Origin of the sequence: Delftia sp. DS1230 (assembly GCF_040112715.1) — a bacterium.
GTDB classification, from domain to species: Bacteria; Pseudomonadota; Gammaproteobacteria; order Burkholderiales; family Burkholderiaceae_C; genus Comamonas; species Comamonas tsuruhatensis.
Genome location: NZ_CP157763.1, coordinates 5,704,005 through 5,730,174 on the forward strand (window position 1 = coordinate 5,704,005; position 26,170 = coordinate 5,730,174).

Annotated in this window: 22 protein-coding genes; 7 read left to right on the forward strand and 15 right to left on the reverse strand. The window is 70.6% G+C overall.

Features of this window, described 5'->3' with window-relative positions; all coding sequences use genetic code 11:
• Positions 1–5 precede the first annotated feature (5 nt).
• The gene (locus AAN986_RS25645; protein WP_016446647.1) at positions 6–1,517 is read left to right on the forward strand and encodes an FAD-linked oxidase C-terminal domain-containing protein; all 1,512 of its coding nucleotides are present in this window, start codon (positions 6–8) and stop codon (positions 1,515–1,517) included.
• Positions 1,518–1,590: 73 nt separating this feature from the next.
• Here the strand turns inward: AAN986_RS25645 and AAN986_RS25650 are convergent, their stop codons facing one another.
• Positions 1,591–2,613: a hypothetical protein gene (locus AAN986_RS25650; protein ID WP_047219786.1), complete on the reverse strand. Its 1,023-nt coding sequence runs from the start codon at positions 2,611–2,613 to the stop codon at positions 1,591–1,593.
• A 119-nt stretch (positions 2,614–2,732) separates the two neighbouring features.
• On the opposite strand from AAN986_RS25650, the gene AAN986_RS25655 reads away from it, so the two are divergent.
• Positions 2,733–3,155: a hypothetical protein gene (locus AAN986_RS25655; RefSeq protein WP_016446649.1), complete on the forward strand. Its 423-nt coding sequence runs from the start codon at positions 2,733–2,735 to the stop codon at positions 3,153–3,155.
• Positions 3,156–3,224: 69 nt separating this feature from the next.
• On the opposite strand, the gene AAN986_RS25660 is transcribed toward AAN986_RS25655, so the two are convergent.
• The 7 genes from AAN986_RS25660 to AAN986_RS25690 all read right to left on the reverse strand — a co-directional run bounded on the left by AAN986_RS25660 (position 3,225) and on the right by AAN986_RS25690 (position 12,685).
• Complete coding sequence (locus AAN986_RS25660; RefSeq protein WP_016446650.1) at positions 3,225–3,575, reverse strand: DUF4148 domain-containing protein; 351 nt, start codon at positions 3,573–3,575, stop codon at positions 3,225–3,227.
• A 186-nt stretch (positions 3,576–3,761) separates the two neighbouring features.
• Positions 3,762–4,514, reverse strand: a complete 753-nt coding sequence (locus AAN986_RS25665; RefSeq protein ID WP_016451966.1) for a carbon-nitrogen hydrolase family protein — start codon at positions 4,512–4,514, stop codon at positions 3,762–3,764.
• Positions 4,511–5,998, reverse strand: a complete 1,488-nt coding sequence (locus tag AAN986_RS25670; protein WP_047219787.1) for a cytosine permease — start codon at positions 5,996–5,998, stop codon at positions 4,511–4,513. The genes AAN986_RS25665 and AAN986_RS25670 overlap by 4 nt, the downstream gene beginning before the upstream one ends.
• Before the next feature lie 200 nt (positions 5,999–6,198).
• Positions 6,199–9,372, reverse strand: a complete 3,174-nt coding sequence (locus tag AAN986_RS25675) for a CusA/CzcA family heavy metal efflux RND transporter (RefSeq protein ID WP_047219788.1) — start codon at positions 9,370–9,372, stop codon at positions 6,199–6,201.
• A gap of 23 nt (positions 9,373–9,395) precedes the next feature.
• Positions 9,396–10,766 (reverse strand): efflux RND transporter periplasmic adaptor subunit, encoded by a 1,371-nt coding sequence (locus AAN986_RS25680; RefSeq protein WP_047219789.1) that lies wholly within the window; start codon positions 10,764–10,766, stop codon positions 9,396–9,398.
• A gap of 30 nt (positions 10,767–10,796) precedes the next feature.
• Positions 10,797–12,098: a TolC family protein gene (locus AAN986_RS25685; RefSeq protein ID WP_154835959.1), complete on the reverse strand. Its 1,302-nt coding sequence runs from the start codon at positions 12,096–12,098 to the stop codon at positions 10,797–10,799.
• A 176-nt stretch (positions 12,099–12,274) separates the two neighbouring features.
• On the reverse strand, positions 12,275–12,685 hold the full coding sequence (locus tag AAN986_RS25690) for a hypothetical protein (RefSeq protein WP_223275155.1): 411 nt from the start codon (positions 12,683–12,685) through the stop codon (positions 12,275–12,277).
• Between the two features lie 153 nt (positions 12,686–12,838).
• Here AAN986_RS25690 and AAN986_RS25695 point away from each other — a divergent pair, with 153 nt between their 5' ends.
• The 3 genes from AAN986_RS25695 to AAN986_RS25705 are packed head-to-tail and all read left to right on the forward strand — an operon-like array spanning position 12,839 to position 15,368.
• The gene (locus tag AAN986_RS25695) at positions 12,839–13,528 is read left to right on the forward strand and encodes a heavy metal response regulator transcription factor (RefSeq protein ID WP_070081018.1); all 690 of its coding nucleotides are present in this window, start codon (positions 12,839–12,841) and stop codon (positions 13,526–13,528) included.
• A complete protein-coding gene (locus AAN986_RS25700; protein WP_047219575.1) occupies positions 13,525–14,904 on the forward strand; it encodes a heavy metal sensor histidine kinase in 1,380 nt (459 codons plus the stop codon). The genes AAN986_RS25695 and AAN986_RS25700 overlap by 4 nt, the downstream gene beginning before the upstream one ends.
• Before the next feature lie 35 nt (positions 14,905–14,939).
• Entirely contained in the window at positions 14,940–15,368 is a 429-nt protein-coding gene (locus AAN986_RS25705) for a hypothetical protein (RefSeq protein WP_013804407.1), read from the forward strand.
• A gap of 7 nt (positions 15,369–15,375) precedes the next feature.
• Here AAN986_RS25705 and AAN986_RS25710 read toward each other — a convergent pair whose 3' ends face one another.
• Genes AAN986_RS25710 through AAN986_RS25735 form a run of 6 tightly spaced genes read right to left on the reverse strand, consistent with a single transcriptional unit; the run spans position 15,376 to position 22,128 of the window.
• Positions 15,376–15,813 (reverse strand): PaaI family thioesterase, encoded by a 438-nt coding sequence (locus tag AAN986_RS25710; RefSeq protein ID WP_016451973.1) that lies wholly within the window; start codon positions 15,811–15,813, stop codon positions 15,376–15,378.
• Positions 15,810–16,034, reverse strand: coding sequence for an acetyl-CoA carboxylase biotin carboxyl carrier protein subunit (locus AAN986_RS25715; protein WP_047219577.1), 225 nt, complete (start codon positions 16,032–16,034; stop codon positions 15,810–15,812). Before AAN986_RS25715 ends, AAN986_RS25710 begins: the two co-directional genes overlap by 4 nt.
• An 11-nt stretch (positions 16,035–16,045) precedes the next feature.
• Complete coding sequence (locus tag AAN986_RS25720; protein ID WP_047219578.1) at positions 16,046–17,407, reverse strand: biotin carboxylase N-terminal domain-containing protein; 1,362 nt, start codon at positions 17,405–17,407, stop codon at positions 16,046–16,048.
• Positions 17,404–19,521 carry an acetate--CoA ligase family protein gene (locus tag AAN986_RS25725; protein ID WP_047219579.1) on the reverse strand — a complete coding sequence of 706 codons (2,118 nt, stop codon included), beginning with the start codon at positions 19,519–19,521 and terminating at the stop codon, positions 17,404–17,406. The genes AAN986_RS25720 and AAN986_RS25725 overlap by 4 nt, the downstream gene beginning before the upstream one ends.
• A 10-nt stretch (positions 19,522–19,531) precedes the next feature.
• Positions 19,532–20,551 (reverse strand): tripartite tricarboxylate transporter substrate binding protein, encoded by a 1,020-nt coding sequence (locus tag AAN986_RS25730; RefSeq protein ID WP_016451976.1) that lies wholly within the window; start codon positions 20,549–20,551, stop codon positions 19,532–19,534.
• Positions 20,552–20,580: 29 nt separating this feature from the next.
• The gene (locus AAN986_RS25735) at positions 20,581–22,128 is read right to left on the reverse strand and encodes a carboxyl transferase domain-containing protein (protein WP_016451977.1); all 1,548 of its coding nucleotides are present in this window, start codon (positions 22,126–22,128) and stop codon (positions 20,581–20,583) included.
• A gap of 223 nt (positions 22,129–22,351) precedes the next feature.
• Here AAN986_RS25735 and AAN986_RS25740 point away from each other — a divergent pair, with 223 nt between their 5' ends.
• Positions 22,352–24,034 carry a sigma-54-dependent Fis family transcriptional regulator gene (locus AAN986_RS25740; protein WP_047219591.1) on the forward strand — a complete coding sequence of 561 codons (1,683 nt, stop codon included), beginning with the start codon at positions 22,352–22,354 and terminating at the stop codon, positions 24,032–24,034.
• 123 nt (positions 24,035–24,157) lie between these two features.
• Positions 24,158–25,165 carry an arsenic resistance protein gene (locus AAN986_RS25745; RefSeq protein WP_349335527.1) on the forward strand — a complete coding sequence of 336 codons (1,008 nt, stop codon included), beginning with the start codon at positions 24,158–24,160 and terminating at the stop codon, positions 25,163–25,165.
• Here AAN986_RS25745 and AAN986_RS25750 read toward each other — a convergent pair.
• The gene (locus AAN986_RS25750; RefSeq protein ID WP_047219581.1) at positions 25,141–26,085 is read right to left on the reverse strand and encodes an ABC transporter substrate-binding protein; all 945 of its coding nucleotides are present in this window, start codon (positions 26,083–26,085) and stop codon (positions 25,141–25,143) included. The genes AAN986_RS25745 and AAN986_RS25750 overlap by 25 nt on opposite strands.
• Between the last annotated feature and the right edge of the window lie 85 nt (positions 26,086–26,170).

A 26,170-nucleotide genomic window follows, 5' to 3' on the forward strand; every position in this document is an offset into this window, starting at 1 on the left:
GCGCCATGGCGTCGGCCGCCGCCGATGCCGCCCACCAGCAGCCCACGGCCTCCGAACGCGCACGGCGCCAGGCCGAGGTCGTGGCCGCGCTGGCCCGCCATGTGCCCGCGCATGCCCTGCTGTGGAACGCCGAGGACACCACCCCCTATGAATGCGACGGACTCACGGCCTACCGCCAGCGCCCCCTGGTGGTCTGCCTTCCCGAGACCGAGGCCCAGGTCCAGGCCGTGCTGCGCGCCTGCCACGCCATCCAGGTGCCCGTGATCGCACGCGGCGCAGGCACCGGGCTGTCGGGCGGCGCCCTGCCCCATCCCATGGGCGTGACGCTGTCGCTGGCCAAGTTCAACAAGATCCTCCAGGTCGATGCCGCCAGCCGCACGGCCGTGGTGCAGTGCGGCGTGCGCAACCTGGCCATCAGCGAGGCCGCCGCGCCCCTGGGCCTGTACTACGCGCCCGATCCCAGCAGCCAGATCGCCTGCACCATCGGCGGCAACGTGGCCGAGAACTCGGGCGGCGTGCACTGCCTCAAGTACGGGCTGACCGTACACAACGTGCTGAAGGTGCGCGGCTTCACGGTGGAGGGCGAGCCGGTGGAGTTCGGCTCCACGGCGCTGGATACGCCGGGCTTCGACCTGCTGGCCATCCTGGTCGGCAGCGAAGGCATGCTGGCCGTGACCACCGAAGTCACCGTGCGCCTGATCCCCAAGCCCCAGCTGGCGCGCTGCATCATGGCCAGCTTCGACGACGTGCGCAAGGCCGGCGACGCCGTGGCCGCCGTGATCGCGGCGGGCATCATCCCGGCCGGGCTGGAGATGATGGACAAGCCCATGACGGCCGCCGTCGAGGACTTCGTCAAGGCCGGCTACGACCTCACGGCCGAGGCCATCCTGCTGTGCGAGAGCGACGGCACGCCCGAGGAAGTCGAGGAAGAGATCGCCCACATGAGCGAAGTGCTGCGCGGCGCCGGCGCCACGGCCATCACGGTGAGCGAAAGCGAGGCCGAGCGCCTGCGCTTCTGGAGCGGGCGCAAGAACGCCTTTCCCGCCAGCGGGCGCATCAGCCCCGACTACATGTGCATGGACTCCACCATCCCGCGCAAGCGCCTGGCCGACATCCTGCTGGCCATCCAGGAGATGGAAAAGAAATACGGCCTGCGCTGCGCCAACGTCTTCCACGCGGGCGACGGCAACCTGCACCCGCTGATCCTGTTCGATGCCAACGACCCCGACGAGCTGCACCGCTGCGAGCTGTTCGGCGCCGACATCCTGGAGACCAGCGTGGCCATGGGCGGAACGGTCACGGGCGAGCATGGCGTGGGCGTGGAAAAGCTCAACTCCATGTGCACCCAGTTCACCACGGCCGAGAACGACCAGATGTTCGCGCTCAAGGCCGCCTTCGACCCGCAGGCCCTGCTCAACCCCGGCAAGGTGATTCCCACGCTCAACCGCTGTGCCGAATACGGAAAGATGCTGGTGCGCGGCGGCCAGATCTCACACCCGGACCTGCCGAGATTCTGAGGCGTGGTGCAACGGGCGCGGTGCAACCGGCGACGTGCGGCGTGCAACAGGCGCCGTGCAGTCCTTCCCGCCCTCAGGGCTGCTGCAGGCAGCGCGCCCACAGTCCGTCAAGCGCCCGGGCCAATGCGCCTCCCTGGCGGGGCACGGCCTGGCCCTCGCCCAGGTCTTCGACCAGGGTGTCCAGCGGCATGGCTTCGGTCAGCGTGCGCACGCCGCACTCCATGGCCAGGGCCGTGTCCAGGTAGACCACGCGTGCGCCGGCCACGCTCCAGCGCGTGAGCTCGCGCACGCGGCCCACCTGGCCCAGCCGCAGGCGCATGGCCTCCATGCGCGCGGCCAATAAGCGGCGTATGCGCTCGCCCGCCTCGGGGCGGTCTTCCTCCAGCCGGCGCAGCGCCGCCTCCTGCTGCTCCAGGGTGCGGTCCATCGCCTGCAAGGCCGCCTCGCGGCCCAGCCGGGCCTCGTCGTAGCGCGGCAGGGCCGCGCGCAGCCGCACCAGCGTCCGCTCCCGCTCGCGCGCATAGACATGCCCGGCCGCGCGCCCGGCCTGTGCACAGGCCTGGGCTGCCAGCACCAGGCGCTGCGGCGCGGCCTCGGCACTGAGGCTTTGCGGACGGAAGCTGCCGCACTCCTTCATGTCCCCCAGCACACGCAGATCCTCCAGGTGCCGCTGCCTGTGGTCGGCATCCCTTTGCGCCTCCTGCGCGTGGCGCCGCAGCATCTCCTGCCGCTGCCGCTCCAGCACGAGCAGCTCACGCCATTCGCCACGCAACCGCGCCTCGAACCGGGCCTGTTCGCTTTCGGCGGCGCGCTGCAGTGGCCCGACCTCCTGGCGCAGACTGGCCTGCAGGTAGTCACGCACGCCTGCGCGCTCGCAGGCGTACTCGACGATGCGCCCGCCGCTGCCGTCTCCCACGCTGCGCCAGCTGCTGCGCGCGCAGGCCGACCTGGCCTGCAGCACCTGCCCTATCGACACGCCCGAGGCGGCGCCCCAGGGCGCAGCCCGCACGGTCAGCACCTCGCCATCGTCACCGCCGCAACCGCCCAGCAGCAGGGCCAGGCCCGCAGGCAGCAGCCACACTCCTTGCCAGCGCATGGGCCCTCCTGTGCTTGTGATTTCTGGTTGAGTCTTTGATGTTAACTATCAATCACACCGGATATGTGATTTTTCACAATACTCACTGCACAATCAGACTTATCCCATAGCGTGCCCGCATGCAGGATGCGAAGCAGCGGTTTGCGCAGAAATTACGTGATTCCCTGGAGGCCCGTGGCTATGAAGCCAAGCCCTCGGTGCTGGAGCGCGAATTCAACACACGCTTCTGGGGCAAGCCCATGTCGCAGCACGGCGTGCGTCTGTGGCTGCTGGGCAAGACCATGCCCAACACCAAGAAACTTGCTGCGCTGGCCGACTGGCTGCAGGTGCCGCTGGAGGAGTTCCTGCGCGCGCCGCAGCCGGCGCGCGAGGTGCGTGAGCCCAAGGGCAGCTGGTCCGCCGGCCTGGGCTACGAGGACAACGAGCTGTTCAAGATCTACCTGCGCCTTCCCGTACCCAAGCGCCGCCTGGCGCGCGACGTGATCCTGGCCATCGCACGCGCCCATGAGGCCGAGGAAGCGGAACGCGCCGCAGGCTCGTAGCCGCGCGGCGCGTCGGTCATCCCTTGATACGACTGCCGCGGGGCAGCACTGCATCGCCCCGCACGTGCATCAACCACCCATGGCACGCTGGCGTGCATCGCGCTGGGCAGGCGTTTCGTTGATCAGTTCATTGATCACTTCCTGCCGCGTCTTGCCGCCACCGGTCTGCGGTGCAGGCGCCGGGTAGACGCCGGCATTGAAGCGCGAGGTGCCGCCCTGGCGCACGGCCGCCTCGGCCTCGGCCGTCACCTGGGCGCGCGTCTTGCTGCTCTTGAAATGTTCGGGATGGACGACGGCACCCGCCTCGTTGTTGGCCGGGTGGATGTACCCGGCCGCCGATGCCATGCCCGGCAGCAGCAGCGCTGCCGATGCGACCAGGCCGGCGATCAGGGTAGCGGGGGTGAAACGGCGTTGCGACATGGTGTGTCCCTTTCAAAGAACGTTGTTGATTCGTTCTCCCCACGCCCCGCAAGGCGGAACGCCGGGGAGAGGACTCCAATGTAGAAATCGCCCCCCCACGCCACCCCCACAGGATGGTGACATTGCTGTCATACAACCGACACAGATGACCGCGATGACCGAGACACGGCGGCGCCTCGGCGCTAGTCAGCCCCGGTACTGCGCACGCGCGCGGCCGGGCGCCAGAGGGTCCAGGCGCACGTCCAGCAGGCCCTCTGCATCGCCCGCGATGCGCGCCAGCGTCTGGCCGAAGGGATCGGCGAACTGGCTGCCTCCGCTGAAAGCGTAGCTGTCGCCAGGGCCCACGCGGTTGGCCATGGCGATGTAGCACTGGTTGTCCATCGCACGCACGGGCACGGCATGGCGATGGATGTGGCCGTGGGGGTGCATCATCCCGTCCATCAGCACGATCAGGTCCACGCCCTGCGCACCCAGCGCGCGGGCCGGTGCCGCAAACTCGATGTCGAAGCAGATCAGCATTCCCAGCCGCAGGCCGCGCCATTCGCATGTGGGCCAGCGCTCACCTGCCTCGAACACGCCCTGGTCCGAGTCGTAGAGCATGGTCTTGCGGTAGTGCAGCAGCACCTGCCCGTCGGCATCGATCAGCAGGCCGGCATTGAAGCGGCGGCCCTGGTCTGCTTCGGCCAGGCCGATGGCGACGGCCACGCCGGCTTGCCGCGCGGCCTCGCGCAGCGCGGTGGCCGAGGGGCCGTCCAGCGGCTCGGCCAGCTGCGCCACGTTGTCGGGCCGGGGAAATCCGCTGATGCAGGTTTCGGGAAAGACCAGCAGGTCGGCCTGACCCGCGCTGGCCCTGATCGTCTTCAGCGTCATCGCCAGGTTGCCGGCAATGTCGCCATCACGCAGACGGGGCTGGATGATGCGGATGCGGTGCTCCGTCATGGTGTGCGCTCCTTGGGATGCAAAAGGTGGCTGTCCTGCCGCGGCTGGCAACGGGCGGCCTCCTCGGCCTGCAGATCCAGGTTGCGGGCCAGCACCCAGTAAAGGCTGCCGGCGACGAGAATGCCCGGCAGCCAGGCGAAGTCCACGCCGCCCAGCCGCTGCGCAGCCCAGCCGATGAAGACCGCATGGCCATCGGTGGCGTCGTGGATGTGCATGAACGGCACCATGGCTGCAAAGCCGCCCAGATAGGCGCAGATGCCGCGCCAGCCCCAGGCGCCGTAGATGCCCTGTGGCGTGAAGAAATCGGCGATGGCGTAGCGGCCCTTGCGCACCAGGAAGTAGTCCACGAGGTTGACCGCCGTCCATGGCACCAGGAAGTACAGCAGCAGCGCCAGGAAGGAGTGCAGCAGTGCCACGCCGCTGCCCTGGATGGACAGCACGCACGCGAGGATGCCGACGCTGATCGCCGCGATGGCAAAAATACGGGCGGCGCGCGTGGGCCGCATGCCGCCCAGCGAATCCGCCGCCGTGAGCACGGTCAGCGCCGCGCTGTACGTGTTCAACGCGATGATGGGCAGGAAGGCCACGACGGCCAGGGCAGGCAGCAGCCGGTCCGCGCCCGGGAACAGGCCGGAGCCGATCCGTCCCAGCGCCGCCAGCGCGTCCCCGGCCTGCAGCCGCTGCGCCATCCAGGCGCCCAGCCCGATCATCCAGGCCCCGGACAGCGAGGCGCCCAGGAAGATGGCCGCGATCAGGCGCCGGGGTGCAGTGTGGCGCGGCAGGTAGCGCGAATAGTCGGACACATAGGGCGCATAGGAGATGTTGTAGCTGGCCGCGATGGTGAACTGCGCGGCAAAGGCGCTCCATGCGAATCCTGGCAATGGCTCCGGCCGAACGTGCAAGGCGGGCTCGCCCACGCCTGCCAGCAACGCCAGCGTGGCCAGCGCATACAGGGGCAGTGCCAGCACCAGTGCATGGCGAAAGGCCTTGTGCATCACATCGTGGCCGCAGACCGCCAGCAAGGCGCCTGCCGCCACGGCCACGCAGGCCGTGGGCGCTGGCGGCAGGCCGAACACGGCCTGCATGCCCTGCATGATGAGCGAGACGTTGACGACGTTGAACCCCGTGAACACCAGCAGCGTGGCGCAAAGGGCCAGGGTGACGCCACGAAAGCCGAACTGGGCGCGCGACTGGATCATCTGTGGCAGCCCCAGCTGCGGCCCCTGCGCGCCGTGCAACGCCATGAACAGCGTGCCGAACATGATGCCCAGCGTCCCGGCCAGGGCGCTCCAGGGCGCCGAAAGCCCCAGCGACGGGCCGACGAAGCCGATGGAAAGCGTGAAGAAGTGGAAGTTGCCAAGGAACCAGAACGGGCCCTGGTCGGCGAGCCGCGCGTGGCGCTCGCTGTCGGGAATGCAGTCGATGGACCGGCTCTCCACGGCGATGCGGGCACGGCCGTGCTGTCCGCTGGCGGGGCTGTTCATGGCCTTGTCCCTCCCGTTGTCCTTGCTGTTGTGGGACGAATTCTAGGCAGGGGTTCGCAGCCGCTCCATGCCAAATGCGCGAGGTTCACATCGATGGGCAAAGATGTGTGGCCCGGGATATCCCGGGCATGAAGAAACCCGCTGCAGCCAGGCTGCAGCGGGTTCCAAAGTGGCCGCCCGGGTGCTGCCCGGGCGCCGCGTCACACGGCAGGTGCCGGCGCGGCGGGCACGGGGTCTGTGCCGCTGGCCTCCGACGGATCGTTGCGATGCACCAGCCGGTACAGCAGCGGCAGCACCAGCAGGGTCAGCAGCGTGGACGACAGGATGCCGCCGATCACCACCGTGGCAAGCGGCCGCTGCACCTCGGCACCCGTGCCCGTGGCAATGGCCATGGGCACGAAGCCTAGCGAGGCCACCAGGGCCGTCATCAGCACGGGGCGCAGCCGGGTGAGCGCGCCTTCGGTCACGGCGTCGGGCACGCTGGCGCCCTGCTCTCGCAGGCTCCTGATCCAGGAGATCATGACCAGGCCGTTGAGCACGGCCACGCCCGACAGCGCGATGAAGCCCACCGCCGCCGAGATGGACAGCGGTATGTCGCGCAGCCACAGCGCCAGGATGCCGCCCGTGAGCGCGAACGGAATGCCCGTGAAGACCACCAGCCCGTCGCGCACATTGCCGAACATGGCGAACAGCAGCACGAAGACCATGAGCAGGGCCACGGGCACGACGATCTGCAGGCGGCGCGTGGCCGACTCCAGGTTCTCGAAGGTGCCGCCCCAGCGCGTCCAGTAGCCGGGCGGCAGCGACAGGCCTTGCAGCTTCTGCTGCGCCTCGCCCACGAAGGAGCCGATGTCGCGCCCGCGCACATTGGCGCTGACCACGATGCGGCGCTTGCCGTCCTCGCGGCTGACCTGGTTGGGGCCGGGCGCGGTCTCGAACGTGGCCACGGCCGACAGCGGCACGAAGCCGATGCGCCCGTCCGCCCCGCGCGGCAGGGCGATGGGCAGGCGGCTCAGGGCCTGCAGGTCGTTGCGCACGGCGTCCGGCAGGCGCACCTGGATGTCGAAGCGCTTGTCGCCCTCGAACACCGTGCCGGCCTCGGTGCCGCCCATGGCGGTGCTGATGGCGTCCTGCACATCGCCCATGTTCAGGCCGTAGCGCGAGGCCTTTTCGCGGTCGATCTGCACGGTGAGCATGGGCAGGCCCGTGGTCTGCTCGACCTTGACCTCGGAGGCGCCCGCGATCTGCTGCAGCATGCCGGCCACGGTCTGGGCGCTTTTCTCCAGCACGGCCATGTCGTCGCCGAAGATCTTCACGGCCACGTCGCTGCGCACGCCCGAGATCAGCTCGTTGAAGCGCAGCTGGATGGGTTGGGAGAACTCGTAGTTGTTGCCCGGGATGCGGTCCACCGACGCCTGCACGGCGGCCAGCAGCTCATCGCGCGGGCGCGCCGGGTCGGGCCACTCGCTGCGGGCTTTCAGCATGATGTAGCCGTCGGAGATGTTGGGCGGCATGGGGTCGGAGGCGATCTCGGCCGTGCCGGTGCGCGCGAACACGCGGTCGATCTCGGGGAACTCCTTCTTGAGCGCCTTCTCGATCTGCATCTGCATTTGCAGCGACTGCGTGAGGCTGGTGCCGGGGATGCGCAGCGCCTGGATGGCGAAGTCCCCCTCGTTGAGGTTGGGCGCGAACTCGCTGCCCAGGCGCGTGGCCAGCAGCAGGCTCAGCGCCACGGCCACGGCGGCGGCCGTGAGCACCACGGCGGGCGCGGCCATGACGCGCGCCAGCACGGGCGCATAGCCGCGGCGTGCCCAGCCCATGAGGCGGTTTTCCTTCTCGGCCACCTTGTCGCCCATGAACAGCGCAATCGCCGCCGGGATGAAGGTGATGGACAGCAGCATGGCGCCGGCCAGCGCAATGACCACCGTGAGCGCCATGGGGTGGAACATCTTGCCCTCCACACCCGTGAGCGCGAAGATGGGCAGGTAGACCACCATGATGATGAGCTGGCCGAACAGCAGCGGGCGGCGCGCCTCCTTCGCGGCGGCGAAGACTTCATGGAAGCGTTCGCTGCGCGTCAGCGACCGTCCTCGCGCCTCCTGCGCATGCGCCAGGCGGCGCACGCAGTTCTCCACGATGACCACGGCGCCGTCGATGATGATGCCGAAGTCCAGCGCCCCCAGGCTCATGAGGTTGGCGCTGACCTTGTAGTGCACCATGCCCGTGAAGGTGAACAGCATGGACAGCGGGATGATCAGCGCCGTGATCAGCGCCGCGCGCAGGTTGCCCAGGAACAGGAAGAGGATGACCACCACCAGGGCCGCGCCCTCCACCAGGTTCTTCTTGACCGTGGCGATGGCCTTGTCCACCAGGTTGGTGCGGTCGTAGACGGTGATGGCCTTGACGCCCGGGGGCAGGCCCCGGTTGATCTCGGCCATGCGCTGGTCCACGGCGCGCGAGACGGTGCGGCTGTTCTCGCCGATCAGCATGAACACCGTGCCCAGCACCACCTCGCGGCCGTTGTCGGTGGCCGCGCCCGTGCGCAGCTCCTGGCCCAGCCCCACCTCGGCCAGGTCGCGGATGCGGATGGGCTGGCCCTGGGCCGAGCCCACGATGACCTCGCGGATGTCGGCGATGCCGCCGACCTGGCCCGGCGCGCGGATCAGGTACTGCTCGCCCTGGCGCTCGATGTAGCCGGCGCCCACGTTGGCGTTGTTGCGCTGCAGGGCGGTGACGATGTCGGCCAGCGTGAAGCCGTAGGCGGCCAGCTTCTCGGGCGCGGGCGCCACCAGGTACTCCTTGGCGTAGCCGCCGATGGAGTTGATCTCGGTGACGCCGGGCACGTTGCGCAGCTGCGGCTTGATGACCCAGTCCTGGATCTCGCGCAGGTCCATGGGCGTGTAGGGCGTGCCGTCGGGCTTTTTCGCACCGTCCTCGGCCTCCACGGTCCACAGGTAGATCTCGCCCAGGCCCGTGGAGATGGGGCCCAGCGTGGGCGTGATGCCCGCAGGCAGGCTGTCGCGCGCCTGCTGTATGCGCTCGCCCACCAGCTGCCGCGCGAAGTAGATGTCCGTGCCGTCCTTGAACACCACGGTGACCTGGGACAGGCCGTAGCGCGACAGCGAGCGCGTCTGCTCCAGGTGGGGCAGGCCGGCCATCACCGTCTCTATGGGATAGGTGACGCGCTGCTCGGTCTCCAGCGGCGAGTAGCCGCTGGCCTGGGTGTTGATCTGCACCTGGACATTGGTGATGTCGGGCACGGCGTCGATGGGCAGGCGCTGGTAGTTGTAGATGCCCAGGCCCGCCATGGCCAGCACGGCCAGCAGGACCAGCCAGCGCTGCTCTATGGCGAATCGGATGATGCGTTCAAACATGGAGTTCTCCGTTCATGCCCGCATCAATGGGAGTGCTCGGCCGTGGCCTTGCCCAGCTCGGCCTTGAGCATGAAGCTGCCCTCGGCCACGTAGGATTGGCCGGGTTTCAGGCCTTCCAGCACCTCGGTGGTCTTGCCGTCGGCGCGGCCCACGCGTACCGGCTGGGCGCGAAAGCCCCCCTGCACGGGCACGAAGACCACGGTCTGCTGCTCCATCTTCTGCAGTGCCTGCGTGGCCACGGCCAGCGGCGCCTGCCGGGACGATGCCGTCAGCTCCACATTCACGAACAGGCCCGGGCGCCACACGCCGTCGGGGTTGGGCAGGGTGATGCGCGCGGGGGCCGTGCGCGTGTCCTGGCCGATCAGTGCGCCCACATAGGCCACCTCGCCCGTGGCCGAGGAGTCGAAGGCCGTGGCGCGCACCGTGGCCTTCTCGCCCACGCGCACGGCGGGCAGGTCGGGCGCGGCCACGCGCATCTCGGCCCAGACGCTGCGCAGGTCGGAGATGGTGAAGACCTGGGTGGTGTCCTGCACGGCCTCGCCCACGGACAGGTGCTTTTCCACGATCACGCCGTCAAACGGCGCGCGCAGCTCGAAGCGGTTGAGCCCGCCCGCACCACCGCCGGCACCGGCGCCCGTGGCGGCCAGCTTCTGCTGGGCGTTGGAGACGGCGATCTCGGCCTCGCGCAGCGCCTGGCGCGCCTGCAGGTAGTCCTGCTCGGCCGAGACCTTTTCCTCCCACAGCTGCTTTTCACGCGCATAGGTGGTGCGGGCCAGCTCCAGGCGCTTGCTGGCGGCCAGCAGTTCGCTGCGCTGCTCGGAGACGGCGGCGCTGCTGAGCACGGCCAGCAGCTGGCCCTTCTTCACGTTCTGGCCCAGGTTGGCGGGAACACTCTCGGCAATTCCGGCCACGCGCGGCACGACGTGGGCCGTGCGGTCTTCGTTGAAGCGGATCTCCCCGGGCAGCTGCAGCACGGAGCGCACGGTGGCCGGGCCGGCCTCGGCCAGGCGCACGCCGGCCGCCTGCATGCGCTGGGCGTCCATGGCGATCAGGCCTTCGTCGTCGCCATGGCCGGCTTCTGCAGCCGGTTTGGCGGCAGGTTGGGCGGCAGGCTTGGCCTCGGCTTTTTCCGCCTTGGAATCTTCATGGTGTTCATCGTCGGCATGGCCTTCATCGTGCTTGTGGCCATCTCCGGCTGCAGCGCCGTGGTGCTCGCCATCGGCATGGCCTGCGGCCTCGCTGTGGCCGTGGCCATGGCTGTCGGCCTTGGCGGCACCCGGCGGGCCGCTGCGCAGGATCAGCGTGGCGGCCAGCGCACCCACGGCCAGGATGACGGCAATGGCCACAAGGGTGCGGCGCGGTGCCAGGGGGGAGGAGGAGGGCTTGTTGTTCATGGTCTGGATGCAATCAGGTCGCTATCGGGGTCAGAGGCCGGCTTCTGTGCCGAGCAGGCGGTCGATGTCGGCGGCGGCGCGGTGCGTGGCCAGCAGCTGGTCCAGGTACTGGCTGCGCGCCTCGGACCAGGTGCGCTGCGCGTCCAGCACGTCCAGGTAGGCGAACTTGCCCAGCGCAAAGCCGCGCGAAGCCAGCTCGTAGGCCGTGCGCGCCGTGGGCAGCACCTCCTCGGCCAGCTGGCGCGCTTGCTCGCGGCTGGACTGCAGCAGCTCGCGCGCCTCGAACAGCTGGGCCTGCAGCTGAACGCGCGTGGCCAGCAATTGCTCCTCGGCCTGGTCGGCCAGGCGCAGGGCCTGCAGCTGGTTGCCCCGGTTGCTGTCGAGCACGGGCAGGGGCACGGAGACGCCGACCACGAGCTGGTTGCGCCCGACCTCGGTGGCGCGCTTGACGCCCAGGCTGACGGTGGGATCGGGCAGGCGGCGCGCACGCTCCAGCTCGGCCGTGGCGCGGCTTTGCTCCAGCGCCTGGCGCGCACGCAGCACGGCGGGAGCCTGTTCGATGCGCTGCTGCAGGGCTGCCAGTTCCGGCAGCTGGGGCAGCGCGTCCACGGCGCCCTCGGCCTGGCCGAAGGGGCGCACGCTCTCGCCCCACAGCGCCTGCAGCTGGCCGCGCGCCACGCGCAGGGCAGAGCGGGCCCGGGCCTGCTCCAGCAGGGCGCCGGACTCGGCCACGCGGGCCCGGGTCTCCTCCAGCGGCGCCACCTTGCCGGCCGCCACGCGCCGGGCCGCCGCCTCGCGCGCGCTGCTGGCGATCTCCAGCGTCTGCCCGGCCAGGACCACGCGCTGCTGCGCGGCCAGCACGCCGAAAAAGGCCGCGCCCACATCGGCGCGCAGCGCGGCCTCGGTCCCTGCCAGTTCGGCGCGGGCCAGGTCGCGGCCGCGCTCGGCCACGCGCATGCGGGCCTCGCGCTTGCCGCCCACTTCCAGGGTCTGGTTCAGCTGCACGGTCAGCGTGCGGGTGCTGCGGCGCGTGTCCTCCTGCGACCAGGCCAGCTCGGGATTGGGCCGGGCCTGGCTTTGCAGCACGGCCCCCTCCGTGGCGGCCAGCGCCTGGCGGGCCGCGCGCAGGCCGGGATTGCCGTCCAGCGCCAGGGCCAGTGCCTGCTGCAGGTCCAGCGGCGGGCCATCAGGAAGGGATGCGCCTGCAAAGGCGGGTGGCGCCACGGAATCGGCCGGTGGCTCGGCGGCCTGCACGACGCCGCAGGCGGCCAGCGCCGCCAGCACCCACGGTGCGAAGGCTGTCCTCGACGGAAAGGACGAAGGAAAAGACATACACGGGCTCCTTGCCCGCAGCGCGGATCAGGCGTGATCGCTTGGTCGATCAGGCCCCACGCCACAGGGCGCGCACGGACGAGGGCCGCTGCGCGCGAAGGGATTTCTGGAAAATGCCGGTCCGGGGCGAAACAGGGCGATCAACGCCGAATGCCTGGCCGGCGGCTGCAGGAGCGTCAGCCCTGCCAGCGGGGCCGGTCGGGACGCAGCAGCACGGCCGAGGCATGCCGGCGCAGCGGCTCGGCGAATTGCGCGGGCGGCGGGGCCACCGGCGCCGCCTGCCAGTGCTGTGTGGCAGCGGCCACCCAGGCGTGGCACATGGAGCAGTCCACGCTGAGCGAGGACTGCAGGCCCTGGTCGGCCTTTTGCGCAGGCGGGCCGGACTCGGCATCCGTGCCCGTGCCCGCATGGCGCTCGGCACCCATGCCGTGCAGGCTCACGCCATGGACATGGTGGCCGAAGTGCCGGGTCTCATGCCCGTCGTGGCGGCACAGCGCAGCGGCCGCCATCCAGGTCCACTGGAACAGCAGCGCGATCACGAGGATGGCAAGGGCGGCAAGACGGGGCCGGGTCATGGAAGAGGGCATGGCAGAAGTGCGGGATTGTCGGGCATGGCGTTTGACCCCAATCGCGACTGCCCCATGCCGGCGAGTCTAGGGCGGCGCAGCGACCCGGCGCTGTCGGGCACATGACAAATTTGTCATCTCCGAAAACCCTTGCCTGCCCCGACAATGCTCGGCATGAAAGTCCTGGTCATCGAAGACGAAACCAAGCTGGCCGACTACCTCCGCAAGGGCCTGACCGAGGAGGGGTTCGTGGTCGATGTCGCGCACAACGGCATCGACGGACTGCACCTGGCCACCGAGCTGGCCTACGACCTCATCGTGCTCGACGGCATGCTGCCCGGCATCGACGGCCTGGCCGTGCTGGCGGCGCTGCGCCAGTCGCGCCAGACACCGGTGCTGATGCTGACGGCGCGCGGCCAGGTGGAGGACCGCGTGCGCGGCCTGCAGGGCGGCGCCGACGACTACCTGGTCAAGCCCTTCGCGTTCTCCGAACTGGTGGCGCGCATGCATGTGCTGCTGCGCCGCAGTGTCGGCACGGCGCATCCGGCGGCCGAGGCCACCATGCTGCGCATGGCCGACCTGGAGCTGGACCTGATACGCCGCCGCGCCACGCGCGCCGGCCAGCGCCTGGACCTGACGGCCAAGGAATTCAACCTGCTGAGCCTGCTGCTGCGCCGCCAGGGCGAGGTGCTGTCGCGCACCGAGCTGGCCTCCCAGGTCTGGGACATGAATTTCGACAGCGAGACCAATGTGGTCGAGGTGGCCGTGCGCCGCCTGCGCCTGAAGCTGGACCAGCCCTTCGCGCAGCCCCTGCTGCACACGGTGCGCGGCATGGGCTATGTGCTGGAGTCGCGCGCACCGTGAGCGTTGCCCCTGCCGACATTCCCCACCTGGGCCGGCGCCTGTCGCGCTGGCTGGCCCTGCAGACCATGCTGGGCCTGGGCCTGGTGTGCGCGGCCGTCTACGGGGTGGCATCGATGACGCTGGAGCAGCACCAGCACGAGACGCTGGACCTCAAGCAGCAGGCCGTGCTGCACCTGATGACCGAAAGCCGCAGCGCCCACAACGAAGCCGGGCTGGCCCACATGCTGGACGACTTTCTCACGGGCCTGGACGAGATGTCGCTGCGCATCACCGACCTGCAGGGCCGCGTGCTCTACGAACGCCTGCGCACGCCCAAGAATCCCGGCCGCACGCTGCAGCGCAGCTTCGAGGTCGTGCTGGCCGACTCCGGCCAGCAGGCCCGTGCCCAGCTCACGCTGGACCGGGCCGAAGACGACCGGCAACTGTCCCTGCTGGCCTGGACGCTGGCCCTGGCTGCCGTGGGCGGCGCGCTGCTGGTGTCGCTGACCGGCATCTGGCTGGTGCGCCTGGGCCTGGCGCCGCTGCGACAGCTGACCGAGCAGACGCGCCAGCTGTCGGCCCAGGACCTGCAGCGGCGCCTGGACGACAGCGGGCAGCCGCAGGAGCTGCGGCCGCTGATCGCACAGTTCAACGCCCTGCTGGAGCGGCTGTCCGTGGCCTACCGGCAGATGGAGGCCTTCAACGCCGACGTGGCCCATGAGCTGAACACGCCGCTGACCACGCTGATCAGCAGCTGCGAGCTGGCCCTGCGCAAGCCGCGCAGCGAGGCCGAGCTGCGCGAGGTGCTGGCTTCCAACCTGGAGGACCTGCGGCGCATGGCCGGCATCGTGGCCGACATGCTGTTTCTCTCCCAGGCCGACCGGGGCCAGGGCGCGCGCCTGGCGCCCTGGGCCAGCCTGGCCGCGCTGGCCCACGAGGTCATCGACTTCCACGAGGCCGCGCTGCAGGAGGCCGACCTGCAGGTCGTCGTCCAGGGCGACGCGGCCGCCGAGGTCGATGCGCGGCTGCTGCGCCGGGCGCTGTCCAACCTGCTGGGCAATGCCACACGCTATGCACAGCGCGGCTCCACCATCACCGTGCAGATAGGCGCACGGCCCTGTGCCCACCACGGCGGCGCCGGTGATGTGGCGCTGGCGGTGCTCAACCGGGGCCCGGCCATCGATCCCGCCCACCTGCCCCGCCTGTTCGACCGCTTCTACCGGGCCGACGCCGCGCGCAGCCAGGCCGACCGCAACCATGGCCTGGGCCTGGCCATCGTGGCCGCCATCGCGCGCATGCACGGCGGGCGCTGCTTTGCCGAGTCCGAAGGCGGCTTCACGCGCATCGGCCTGGAACTGCCCGACAGCCCGAGCCCGCCGCGCGATTCCCCGGCCTGAACACAGGCACCGGAGCGGCGGCACAATGGCGCCCCATGACGCAAGACGCCCCCTCCTCCTACGCAACGCTGCTGGCCGAAGGCAATGCCCTGGTGGCCCAGGCACAGCGGGCCGCCACCCAGGATTTCGCCCAGGCCCGGGCGCTGTGGCAGCAGGCCGGCAAGCAGTTCTACCTGGCCCACAAGGCCGACCCCGACCAGGCCGAGGGCGCGTTTCGCCTGGCCCAGGCCTGGATGGCCGAAGCCCATGCGCTGCAAAAGGAAGAATCGCCAGACGCCGTGGTGATGTGGCGCAACGCCGCCGCGCAATGCGAGCTGGCGTTCGACCTGGAACCCGAAAACGGCCGCCTGGCCATGACGGCGGCCAGCTGCCACATGTTCGGCGGCCAGCATGACGCGGCCAAGGCCTGGCAGCAGATCGGCCAGCACCTGCTGCCGCCGGCGCCCGAAGGCGACGGCGCCTGAAGCCAGGCTACAGCGCGATCAGCTTGAACACGGCCCGCGCCGTGCACACGGCCTGGCCTGCGCTGTCCAGCACATTGCCCTCGCAGAACACGGTGCGCGCGCCTGCGCGCAGCACGCGTGCCTCGATCAGCAGGTCGGTGGTGGCCGAGGCGAGGAAATGCGTGCTCATCTCGATGGTCACCACGCCCAGCCCCAGCGGGTTGGACGAGCGCGCGGCCGCGCTCAGCGTGAAGTCCAGCGCGCTCATCAGCGCGCCGCCATGGCCATGCCCCCGGCTGTTGGCCAGGTGCGGGCGCATGGGCAGGCGCGTGCGGGCCAGACCGGGCGCCAGGCTCACGGGCTCCAGGCCGATATGGGACATGAAGGGCACGTCGATGCCGAAGTAGCCGCGCGCCAGCGCGGCGGCCTCCAGGTCCGGGGTGGTGGAGATTCCAACGGCGTTCATCCGATCTCCGCAATCGCCTGGCCTTCGGCCACCGGCTCGCCCACGGCCACGAGCATGCGGCGCACGACGCCTGCCACCTCGCTTTCCACGGGAATCTCCATCTTCATGGACTCCACGATGATGAGGGTGTCGCCCAGGGCGACGGTGCCGCCTTCGGCGACTTCCACAGCGGCCACGAGGCCGGCGATGGGGCTTGTGATCATGTTCGGGGTGGTGGTCATGGGTAGGGCTTTCAAAGGGGGGCCAGCACGCGCTGGGCGATGCCGGTGTCGATGCGCAGGTCCAGGAAATCGGCGTGGCCCAGGATGCGTTCGATGAAGGGGATGTTGGTCTTCACGCCCTCGATGCGGGTCTGCGCCAGTGCCTGGCGCAGCCGTGCGATGGCCTGGGCGCGGTCGCTGCCATGGGCCACGAGCTTGGCGACCATGGGGTCGTAGAAGGGCGTGACGCTGCAGCCCTGGGCATAGCCGGTCTCCACGCGCAGGCCTTCGCCCTGGGGCATCTCGAAGCGGTCCAGGCGCCCCGGCGAGGGCAGGAAGCGCACGGGGTCTTCGGCATAGATGCGCGCCTCGATGGCATGGCCGCTGGCCACGGGCTCGGCGGGCAGCACCTCCCGCATGCGCTCGCCGGCGGCCAGGCGGATCTGGGCCTCGACGATGTCGATGCCCGTGATCTCCTCGGTCACCGCATGCTCGACCTGCAGCCGCGTGTTCATCTCCAGGAAGACAAAGCCGTGCTGCGGCGTGTAGAGCATCTCCACGGTGCCGATCACGTCATAGCCCGTGCGCGCCAGCAGGCCGGCCAGCAGTTGCCGCATGTCGGCCAGGGCCTGCGCGGGAATGCCTGCGGGGCGGGCCTCTTCCACCACCTTCTGGTGGCGGCGCTGCACCGAGCAGTCGCGCTCGAACAGCACGCGCACCTCGCCATGGCGGTCGGCCAGCACCTGGAACTCGATGTGGCGCGGCGCCTCGATCAGCTTTTCCAGGTACAGCTCGGCCGTGCCGAAATACTTGGCGGCCATGCCGCTGGCCTTGGACCAGGCGGCCTCCAGCTGCGGTGCATCGTGCGCGGGCAGCATGCCGATGCCGCCGCCCCCGCCTGCGGGCTTGACCAGCACGGGAAAGCCGATGCGCGCCGCCTCCGCCTGCGCCTCCTGCACGCTGTGCAGCACGGCCGAGCTGGCCGCCTGCGGCATGCCCTGGGCGGCCATGAAGGCCCGCGCCTGGGTCTTGTGGCCCAGCGTGCGTATCCAGTGCGGCGAGGGGCCGATGAAGCACAGGCCCTGGCGCTGCACGGCCTCGGCGAACTCCGCGTTCTCGGAGAGAAAGCCGTAGCCCGGGTGCACGGCATCGGCGCCGGTCTCGCGCGCCACCTGCAGCAGCCGCGCCTGGTCCAGATAGCTTTGCGCGGCGGGCGCAGGGCCTATGCACACGGACTGGTCGGCCGCGCGCACATAGGGCAGGCCGGCATCGGCCTCGGAGTACACGGCCACGGATTCAAGGCCCATGCGCCGCAGCGTGCGGATCACGCGCGCGGCCACGGCGCCCCGGTTGGCGACCAGCACGCGGCGGATGGGGTGCGGGGCGCCGCTCATGCCGCCTCCGAGGACACAGCTGGCGCGGCGGCCACGGCCACCACCGCATCGACGATCACCGGCGCCTGCGCGCCGCGCGCCACGAGCACGGGATTGGCATCGACCGACTGCACGCGCCCGCCCTGGGCCAGCATCCAGTCGCCCAGCCGCACCATCATGGCGGCCACGGCGTCCAGCTCCACGGCAGGCATGCCGCGCACGGCCGCAAAGGCCGGGGCGATGGACAGGCGCGCAAGGGCATCCAGCGCCTGCCGCGCACTGAAGGGGGCGACAAGGAACTGCACGTCCCTGAGCGCCTCCACCAGCACGCCGCCCTGGCCGACCATGACCACCACGCCGAACTCGGCATCGACATGGGCACCCAGCGCCAGCTCGAAGTCGGCCCTGTGCTGGGCTCCCAGCAGCAGGCCGCCATCGGCCACGCCCAGGCGGGCCAGCGTGGCGGCGAAGTCGCCAAAGGCCTGCAGCGCCTGCTCCGCCTCGCGGATGTTGAGCCGCACCAGGCCATGCTCGGACTTGTGCGAGAGATCGGCGGACACGCCCTTGGCCACCAGGGGCAGCGGCAGGGATTCGAGGGCGGCGCGCACCTCGTCCTCGCTCCTGCAGACCAGATGGCGCATCACCGGCAGGCCGGCGCGGGCCAGCTCGGACAGGCTGGAGGGCTCGTCCAGCGTAACCAGCGTGATGGAGCGGGAGGCCGCCACCGGCACCGATGCCTCGGCAGACGGCGCCTGTGCCTGCCTGCCGCCGGCCTGCTCGGCCAGCAGCGCCAGGCCGCGCATGGCGGCGCGTTCGCTCCAGAAGGTGGGCACGCCCTGGTCCTGGAAGGCCTGGGCCACCCAGTCCTGGTTGACGCTGACCGCAATGGGCACGCCGGTGTCGCGCGCAAAGCGGCTGGCCTGGCCCGCGAAGTCGGCAAAGTCATAGCCCTCGCCGCCGATCGGGAAGCCAACGTGCACCAGATCGGCGGCACCGCTGCCCGACAAGGCCCGCAGCGTGTCGCCAAAGGTCTGCGGCCTGCCCAGCAGGGCCGTGGTCATGTCGATGGGATTGCGCGCCGTGACATAGGACGGCAGGGCCTGGGACAGGCTGTCCAGCGTGGCAGCATCGAACGGCTCCAGGGCCAGGCCGTATTCCTCGGCCGCGTCGGCCGACAGCACGCAGGTGGCGCCCGAATTGCTGATGCTGACCACGCGGCGACCGCGCGGCGCGGGCTGGGACAGGAACAGCGGCGCGTAGTCGATCAGCTCGCGGAAGTCGGCCAGGCGCGGTATGCCGTGCTGGCGCAGGAAGGCATCGGCCAGCGCGTCCTCGGCCGCCAGCGCGCCCGTGTGCGAGCTGGCCGTGGCCTGGCCTGCGCGCGTGCGGCCGGCCTTCACGGCCAGGATGGTGACGCCGCGCGCATGCGCCAGGCGCGCGGCCTCGGCCAGCCAGGCGCTTTGCCTGAGCGTCTCGATGTAGAGCACGACCAGGCGGATGCCTTCGTCCTCGACCACGGCGCGCACGGCTTCGGCTGCGCAGACATCGGCCTCGTTGCCCGTGGACAGCATGTAGCGCACGCCGATGCCCGCGCGGCGCAGGCCGCCGTAGAGAATGGCCGCGCCCGCGCCGCTCTGGCTGACGATGGCCACGGGGCCGTCGGCCGGCGCGTTCTCGTTGATCATGGTCGAGAAGTTGAGGATGGCGCCCGTGGCGAAGTTGGCCACACCCTGGCAGTTGGGGCCGAACAGTCGCAGCCCGCCGCCTGGCGCCCGGCGCGCCCGCGCCACCAGGTCGGCCTGCTGCCGGCGGCCTTCCTCGCCCAGCTCCGCAAAGCCCGAGGAATAGATCACGGCCAGGCGCGCGCCCACGGCCACGCAGTCGTCGATGGCGGCGGCCACGTCCTCGCCGGGCAGGCTGATGACCACGGCATCGGGCGCCTCGGGCAGCGCGCGCAGCGAGGGGTAGGCGGCCAGGCCCTGGACCTCGGCGCGCTTGGGATTGACGGGCAGGATGCGGCCCGCGAAACCATGGCGCCGCAGGTAGTCGATGGGCCGGCCACCGGCCTTGATGGGATTGTCGGAGGCGCCAAGGATGGCGACGGAGCGGGGGTTCAGTGCTTGCAACAGAGACATGCGTACCTCATCAATCCAAAGACAAGGCTTCGCGCTGGATGACTTGGCCCCAGTCGGCCACTTCCTTGGCGATGCGCTGGCCGAACGGCGCGGGCGGCATCATCACGGGCTCGCCCTGGCTGCTGAGCACGGCGCGGATGCGTGCGTCCTGCAGCACGCCCCTGGAGGCCTCGTAGAGCCGGTTGACGATGGCCGGCGGCGTGCCCGCGGGCGCCAGCAGGCCGGCCCAGAAGGTGACGTCGAAATCGGCATAGCCGGCCTCGGCCATGGTGGGCACCTCGGGCAGCTGCTGCATGCGCCGGGGCGCGGTGACGGCCAGCGCCACGAGCTTGCCGCTGGCGATGTGGGGCAGCGCGCTCCAGGTGTCGAACTGCGTGTCCAGCTCGCCGCTGAGCACGGCCATCTGCGCCTGCGATGCGCTCTTGTAGGGCACATGCGTGGTCTTCACGCCCGTGCGGTTGCTCCAGGCCGCATAGGCCAGGTGGGCGATGTTGCCGGGGCCGGCAGAGCCGTAGCTGAGCTTGTCGGGATGGCCCTTGGCGAAGGCGATCACGTCCTTGGCCGAGCGGATCTGGTGCTTCTGCGCCCACTCGGGGTTGACGGTGAGGATGAAGGGCGCATCCAGCACCATGGTGATGGGCGCGAAGTCCTTGGCGCGGTAGGTGATCTTCTTGTAGATCTGGGGGTTGATGGTGATGCTGCTGGAGTTGGTGACCAGCAGGGTGTAGCCGTCGGGCGCGGCGCGCGCCACCTCGCCCACGCCGATGGCGCCGTTGGCGCCGGGCTTGTTCTCCACCACCACGGGCTGGCCCAGCGACTTGCTCAGCGGCTCGGACAGCGCGCGTGCAATGGTGTCGGTGAACGAGCCTGCAGGGAAGCCGACCACGATGCGCACGGGGCGCGTGGGCCACTTGTCCTCCTGGGGGGCCTGGGCCTGGGCCGCCGTCGCGGCGCAGATGGTCAGGCACGGCGCCAGGCACAGGGCCAGGGCGGTGCGGCGCGAGGGCGCGCGCGGTTGTCTGGTTGCCATTGCTTTGTCTCCTTGGGTTTTTTATGCGTTCAGGGCCGCAGGCCGAACTGCGGCGCTCCGGCCTCGCGCAGCGGCGCGGCCAGTTCCACGAATTCGCTGAGCAGGGCGCGCGTGTCGCGCGGATCGATCACCTCGTCGATGCCGAAGGCCTCGGCCGTGCGGAAGGGCGAGGTCAGGCTGCGCACGCGCTGCTCGATCTCGGCGCGCTTTTGCACGGGGTCGTCGGCGCCTTCGATCTCGGCCTTGTAGGCCACCTCCAGCCCGCCCTCGATGGGCAGCGAGCCCCAGTTGGCCGAGGGCCAGGCATAGCGGAAGTTGAAGCGGCCCATGTGCTGGTGGCCGGCCGCCGCCACGCCGTAGGCGCGGCGGATAAGGATGCTGCACCAGGGCACGGTGGCCTGGTAGACGGCGGCCAGGGCGCGCACGCCGTAGCGCATGACGCCGGCCTTCTCGGCCTCCACGCCGATCTGGAAGCCCGCGATGTCCACCAGGTTGACCACGGGCAGGTGGAAGGTCTGGGCCATGTCCACGAAGCGCGTGAACTTCTCGGCCGAGGGACCGTCCCAGCCGCCGCCGTAGAAGTACGGGTCGCTGGCCACCACGGCCACGGGCCAGCCGTCGATGCGCGCCAGCCCGGTGACGATGGCCCGGCCCCAGTGGCGGCCCGTCTCCAGGAAGGAGCCCTCATCGACCAGGCATTCGACGATGGGCCGGATCTTGTAGACCTTGCGGCCATCACGCGGAATGGCCGACAGCAGCCATTCGTCGCGCCGCCGCGGATCGTCCTGCGCCGCGGTGCGCGCAGGCAGCTCGTACACCGACGATGGCAGGTAGGACAGGAAGCGGCGCACGCGCTCGAAGGCCTCCTGCTCGGTGGCCACCTCGTCATCGACCACGCCGTTGCGCGTGTGCACCTGGCTGCCGCCCAGCTCGTTCTTGGTCACGTTCTGGCCGATGCGCGCCACCACGGGCGGGCCGGCATTGAACAGCTGGGCCGTCTCCCTGACCATCACCGAGTAATGGCTGGAGGCCACGCGCGCCGCGCCCATGCCGGCCACCGAGCCCAGGGCCAGCGAGACCACGGGCACGGTGGACAGGTTCTGCACCACCTGGCTCCAGACCTTCATGGTGGGCACGCTGGTGTAGCCCTTGGTCTCGATGTTGCGCACCGAGCCGCCGCCGCCCGTGCCGTCCACCAGGCGCACCATGGGCAGGCGCAGGTCGTGCGCCATCTTCTCGGCAAAGATCAGCTTGTCGCCCACGGCGCCGTCGTTGGCGCCGCCGCGCACCGTGAAATCGTCGCCCACCACGACCACGGGCCGCCCGCCCACGCGTGCCCGGCCCATGATGAGGTTGGAGGGCGTGAAGTCCGTCAGCCGGCCCAGGCCGTCGTACTGGCCCGAGCCGGTGAGCGAGCCCACCTCCACGAAGGACTGCGCGTCCGTGCAGGCATCGATGCGCTCGCGCACCGTGAGCTTGCCGGCGGCCTTGTGCCGCGCCACCTTGTCCTCTCCGCCCAGTTTGGCCGCCAGTGCGCGGCGGTATGCGATCTCGTCCACTTCGGGTTGCCAGCTCATGTCGTCGTGTCTCCTTTTGCCTGTGGAGATGCACAAGGCGTGCCAGAACGCAGTGCGTTGAATTCAAAGGATTTTTTCCACAGTCGATCTCCGTGTGTCCACATCAAGGACAACCTCGAAGACACGGGTTGAGCGCTGTCTTCAATGGAGACACCACGGGGACAGACCCGTGGCCTGCGCGCCGCTAGAGTGCGTTCAATCCCAGCCACTGCCCGCCATGCCCATGCCCAGCTCCCCCGACCACCGATTCGGCGTTCTCGTCTGGCGGCGCGACTCGCCCGAGCCCGTGGCGCGGCTGGGCCTGGCGCAGGAGCCGCTGCTGCATGCAGCCGTCACCGAGGCCCTGGCCCGCGCGCACGGCGACGGGCACAACCCCATCGGCCATGGCCAGTTGCTGCACGTGGAAACACCGGGCCCGCGCGGCACGGTGGCCCGCCATGTGGCCGTGGTGCTGGCCGATGCCGAGGGCGAGGTCGCCCTGCTGCGCCCGGCCGACGAGGCGGCGGCGCTGTTCGACATGGTGGCCAGCGTGCCCTTCGCCTTCGCCATCCTCAACATGTTCCTGACCAACCCGTACCAGGCGATCACGGTGGCCGACCATGAAGGGCTGATGCGCTACATCAGCCCCGTGCACGAGAAGTTCTTCGGCCTGGCGCCAGGCACGGCCGCAGGCCGGCGCGCGGAGGACGTGATCCCCAACTCGCGCCTGCCCCATGTGGCACGCAGCGGCCGCGCCGAGATCGGCGACCTGCAGCAGCTGGGGCCGGGCGTGAGCCGCATCGTCAACCGCATGCCGGTCTACGAGGGCGGCGCCGTGGTGGGCGCCGTGGGCCAGGTCAGCTTCAGCGGCGTGGAGGCACTCAACCGCATGCAGCAGCGGCTGAACCAGCTGCATGACGAGGTGCAGCACTACAAGCGCGAACTGAGCCAGTTGCGCGGCGGCACGCCCACGGCGCAGATGGTGGGCGCCAGTGCCCCCATGCAAAGGCTGGCACGCGAGATCGACGCCGTGGCGCGGCTGGACGTGCCCGTGCTCATCCTGGGCGAGAGCGGCAGCGGCAAGGAACTGGTGGCCCAGGCCCTGCATGCGCGCGGGCGCGATGCCGACGCGCCCCTGGTCAGCCTCAACCTCGCGGCCCTGCCGGCCACGCTGATCGAGTCCGAGCTGTTCGGCTACGAGGCCGGCGCCTTCACGGGCGGGCGCCGGCAGGGCCAGCCCGGCAAGCTGGAGCAGGCCGAGGGCGGCACGCTCTTCCTCGACGAAGTGGCCGACATTCCCATGGAGATCCAGGTCAAGCTGCTGCGCGTGCTGGAGGACCGCCAGGTGCAGCGCCTGGGCGCGCGCAGCGGCCGGCAGGTGAACTTCCGCATCGTGGCCGCCACGCACCGCGACCTGCGCGGCCTCATCGACAGCGGCCGCTTCCGGCTGGACCTGTTCTACCGCCTCAGCGGCGTGGTGCTGCATGTGCCCGCCCTGCGCCAGCGCCTGGAGGACATCCCGGCCCTGGTGCAGCGCTTTGCCCAGTCGTTCTGCGAGCGCAACGGCATTGCGCTGCCGCGCATCGCGCCCGGTGTCATGCCCTACCTGGCCCGCCAGGCCTGGCCCGGCAATGTGCGCCAGCTGCGACAGCGCGTGGAAGAGGCCCTGGTGTTCTGCGACGGCCACCTGCTGGGCGTGGACAACTTCGCGCGCCACGAGGACCCGCTGGCCGGCGCACGACCTTCGCCCGTCGCCGAGCCTGGCATGCCCTCCACCGGCGCCGTGGCCCCGCTCAAGGACCAGGAGCGCAACGCCATCCTCGACGCCATCGCACGCTGCGGCGGCAACAAGAAGCTGGCCGCGCAGGAGCTGGGCATCTCGCGCTCCTACCTCTACAAGGTGCTGGGCGCGGCATCGCCCGGCTGAGCCTGTCGGACCGAGTGCAGGGAATTCGAGACAGCGGCTGGCCGCACCGTTGCCATACTAGGCACCCCGTACCCCCTGCCGTCCCTGCCGCACCTGCCGCACCTGCCGCACCCGGCGCCCCGAATGCAAGACACCCGAGACGCGCTCGAACAGCGCCAGATCCCCATCTACTTCGCCGCCGTGGCCCTGGCCGCGGCCGCCGCCTGGGCGCTGCCCGGCACGGGCGTGCTGGAGCGCGCCATCAACCCCGCGCTGGCGCTGATGCTCTATGTGACCTTTTTGCAGGTGCCCGTGGCCGAGCTGCGGCGCGCCTTTGGCCAGGTGCGCTTCCTGGCAGCGCTGATGGTGGCCAACTTCATCATGGTGCCGGTGCTGGTCTGGGCCCTGCTGCAGTTCCTGCCTGCCGACCCCCTGCTGCGCCTGGGCGCGCTGCTGGTGCTGCTGGCGCCCTGCATCGACTACGTGGTCACCTTCTCCCACCTGGGACGCGCCGATGCGCGCCTGCTGCTGGCGGCCACGCCGGCCCTGCTGATCGCGCAGATGCTGGCCCTGCCCGGCTACCTGGGCCTGTTCCTTGGTGACGATGCGGCGCGGCTGGTGCAGGCGGGGCCTTTCCTGCATGCGTTCGTGTGGCTGATCGCCGTGCCGCTGGCCTTGGCCGTTGCCACCCAGTGGTGGGCGGCCTGCAGCCGGCGCGGCGCCAGCGCCTCGGCATGGCTGGGCCTGCTGCCCGTGCCGGCCACCGCGCTGGTGCTGTTCGTGGTGATCGCCTCCGTGCTGCCCCAGCTGGGCCCGGCCACGCACGCGGCCTGGAGCATGGTGCCCGTCTATGCGGCCTTTGCGGTGGCGGCGCCCGCACTGGGCTGGCTGGTGGCGCGTGCCTTCCGGCTACCGGCAGCCTCGGGCCGCGCCGTCGCGTTCAGCGCGGGCACGCGCAATTCGCTGGTCGTGCTGCCGCTGGCCCTGGCCGTGCCCGGCGCCATTCCCGTGCTGCCGGCCGTCATCGTCACGCAGACGCTGGTGGAGCTGCTGGCCGAACTGGCCTATGTGCGCGTGATTGCGCTGTGGGGCCGGGGCCGGGGCCGGGAGCCGGCCCTGGCCCGCGGTCAACACGATGACACCGCGCCATAGGCCTGGCGCAGCTGCGCCATGTTGTCCAGCAGTGCTGTCGGCCCGGCGCTGCCCATCAGGTACCAGCCCTTGGGATCGAGGAAGACGACCTGCCCCTTGCGGCCGGCCGCCGTGGCGTGGATCCGCGCGTTGTCGAACACCTTGCGCGAAGCCAAGATCTCGCCGCCGCCTGCCGCCTGGCCCGTGGCCGTGTTGCGGTCGATGACGTAGATCCACTCGGGGTCCAGCCGCGCCACATCATCGAAGCCGTAGGCGGTGCCGCGGGCTGGCAGTTGCGCAGCCGATAGCGCCGAGCGCGCGCCGAACACATCGAACAGAAAGCCGAAACGCGATCCCGGCGCCTGCGGCAGGAGCTTGTCGTTCACGGCCATGAGCAGCAGGCCCGGCGCGGCCTGCGAGGCCTGGGCACGCAGGCCCTGCAGCTCGGCCTGGATGCGCTGCACCAGCGCACGGCCCTGCGCCTGGCGGCCGAACAGCAGCGCCAGCGTGGCGATGTTGCGTTCGATATCGGCCAGCATGTGCTTGCCGCTGACGCTCAGGTCCAGCGTGGGCGCGATGCGTCCCAGCACCTCGGCCTTGCCGGCCGAGCGCCCGCCCACGATGATCAGGTCGGGCGCCAGGCGGCTCAGCGCCTCGTAGTCGGGCTCGAACAGCCCGCCCGCCGCAGGCCGCTGCGCGAAGCTGTCCAGATACCGGGGCAGCTGCGCCCGGGGCACGCCTGCGACCGCCGACGCGGGCACGCCCAGCGCATGCAGTGCATCCAGCGCCCCCAGGTCATAAACCACCGCGCGCCGGGGTGCGCCGGGCAGGCTGGCCGCTCCCCCGGCATGCCGCACGGACAGCGGGGCCGCCACCGCAGTCCCCAGGAACAAGGCCGGCAAGGCCAGCGCCGCCGCGCGGCGCGTGATATCGAAGGTCATGGCAAAGAATCCCAGGAAAAAATGAATGGAGTTCCGGCCTCCGGAGGCGGGTGCCGCGCCGGGAAGCGGCGCGGCCCGATCCGCA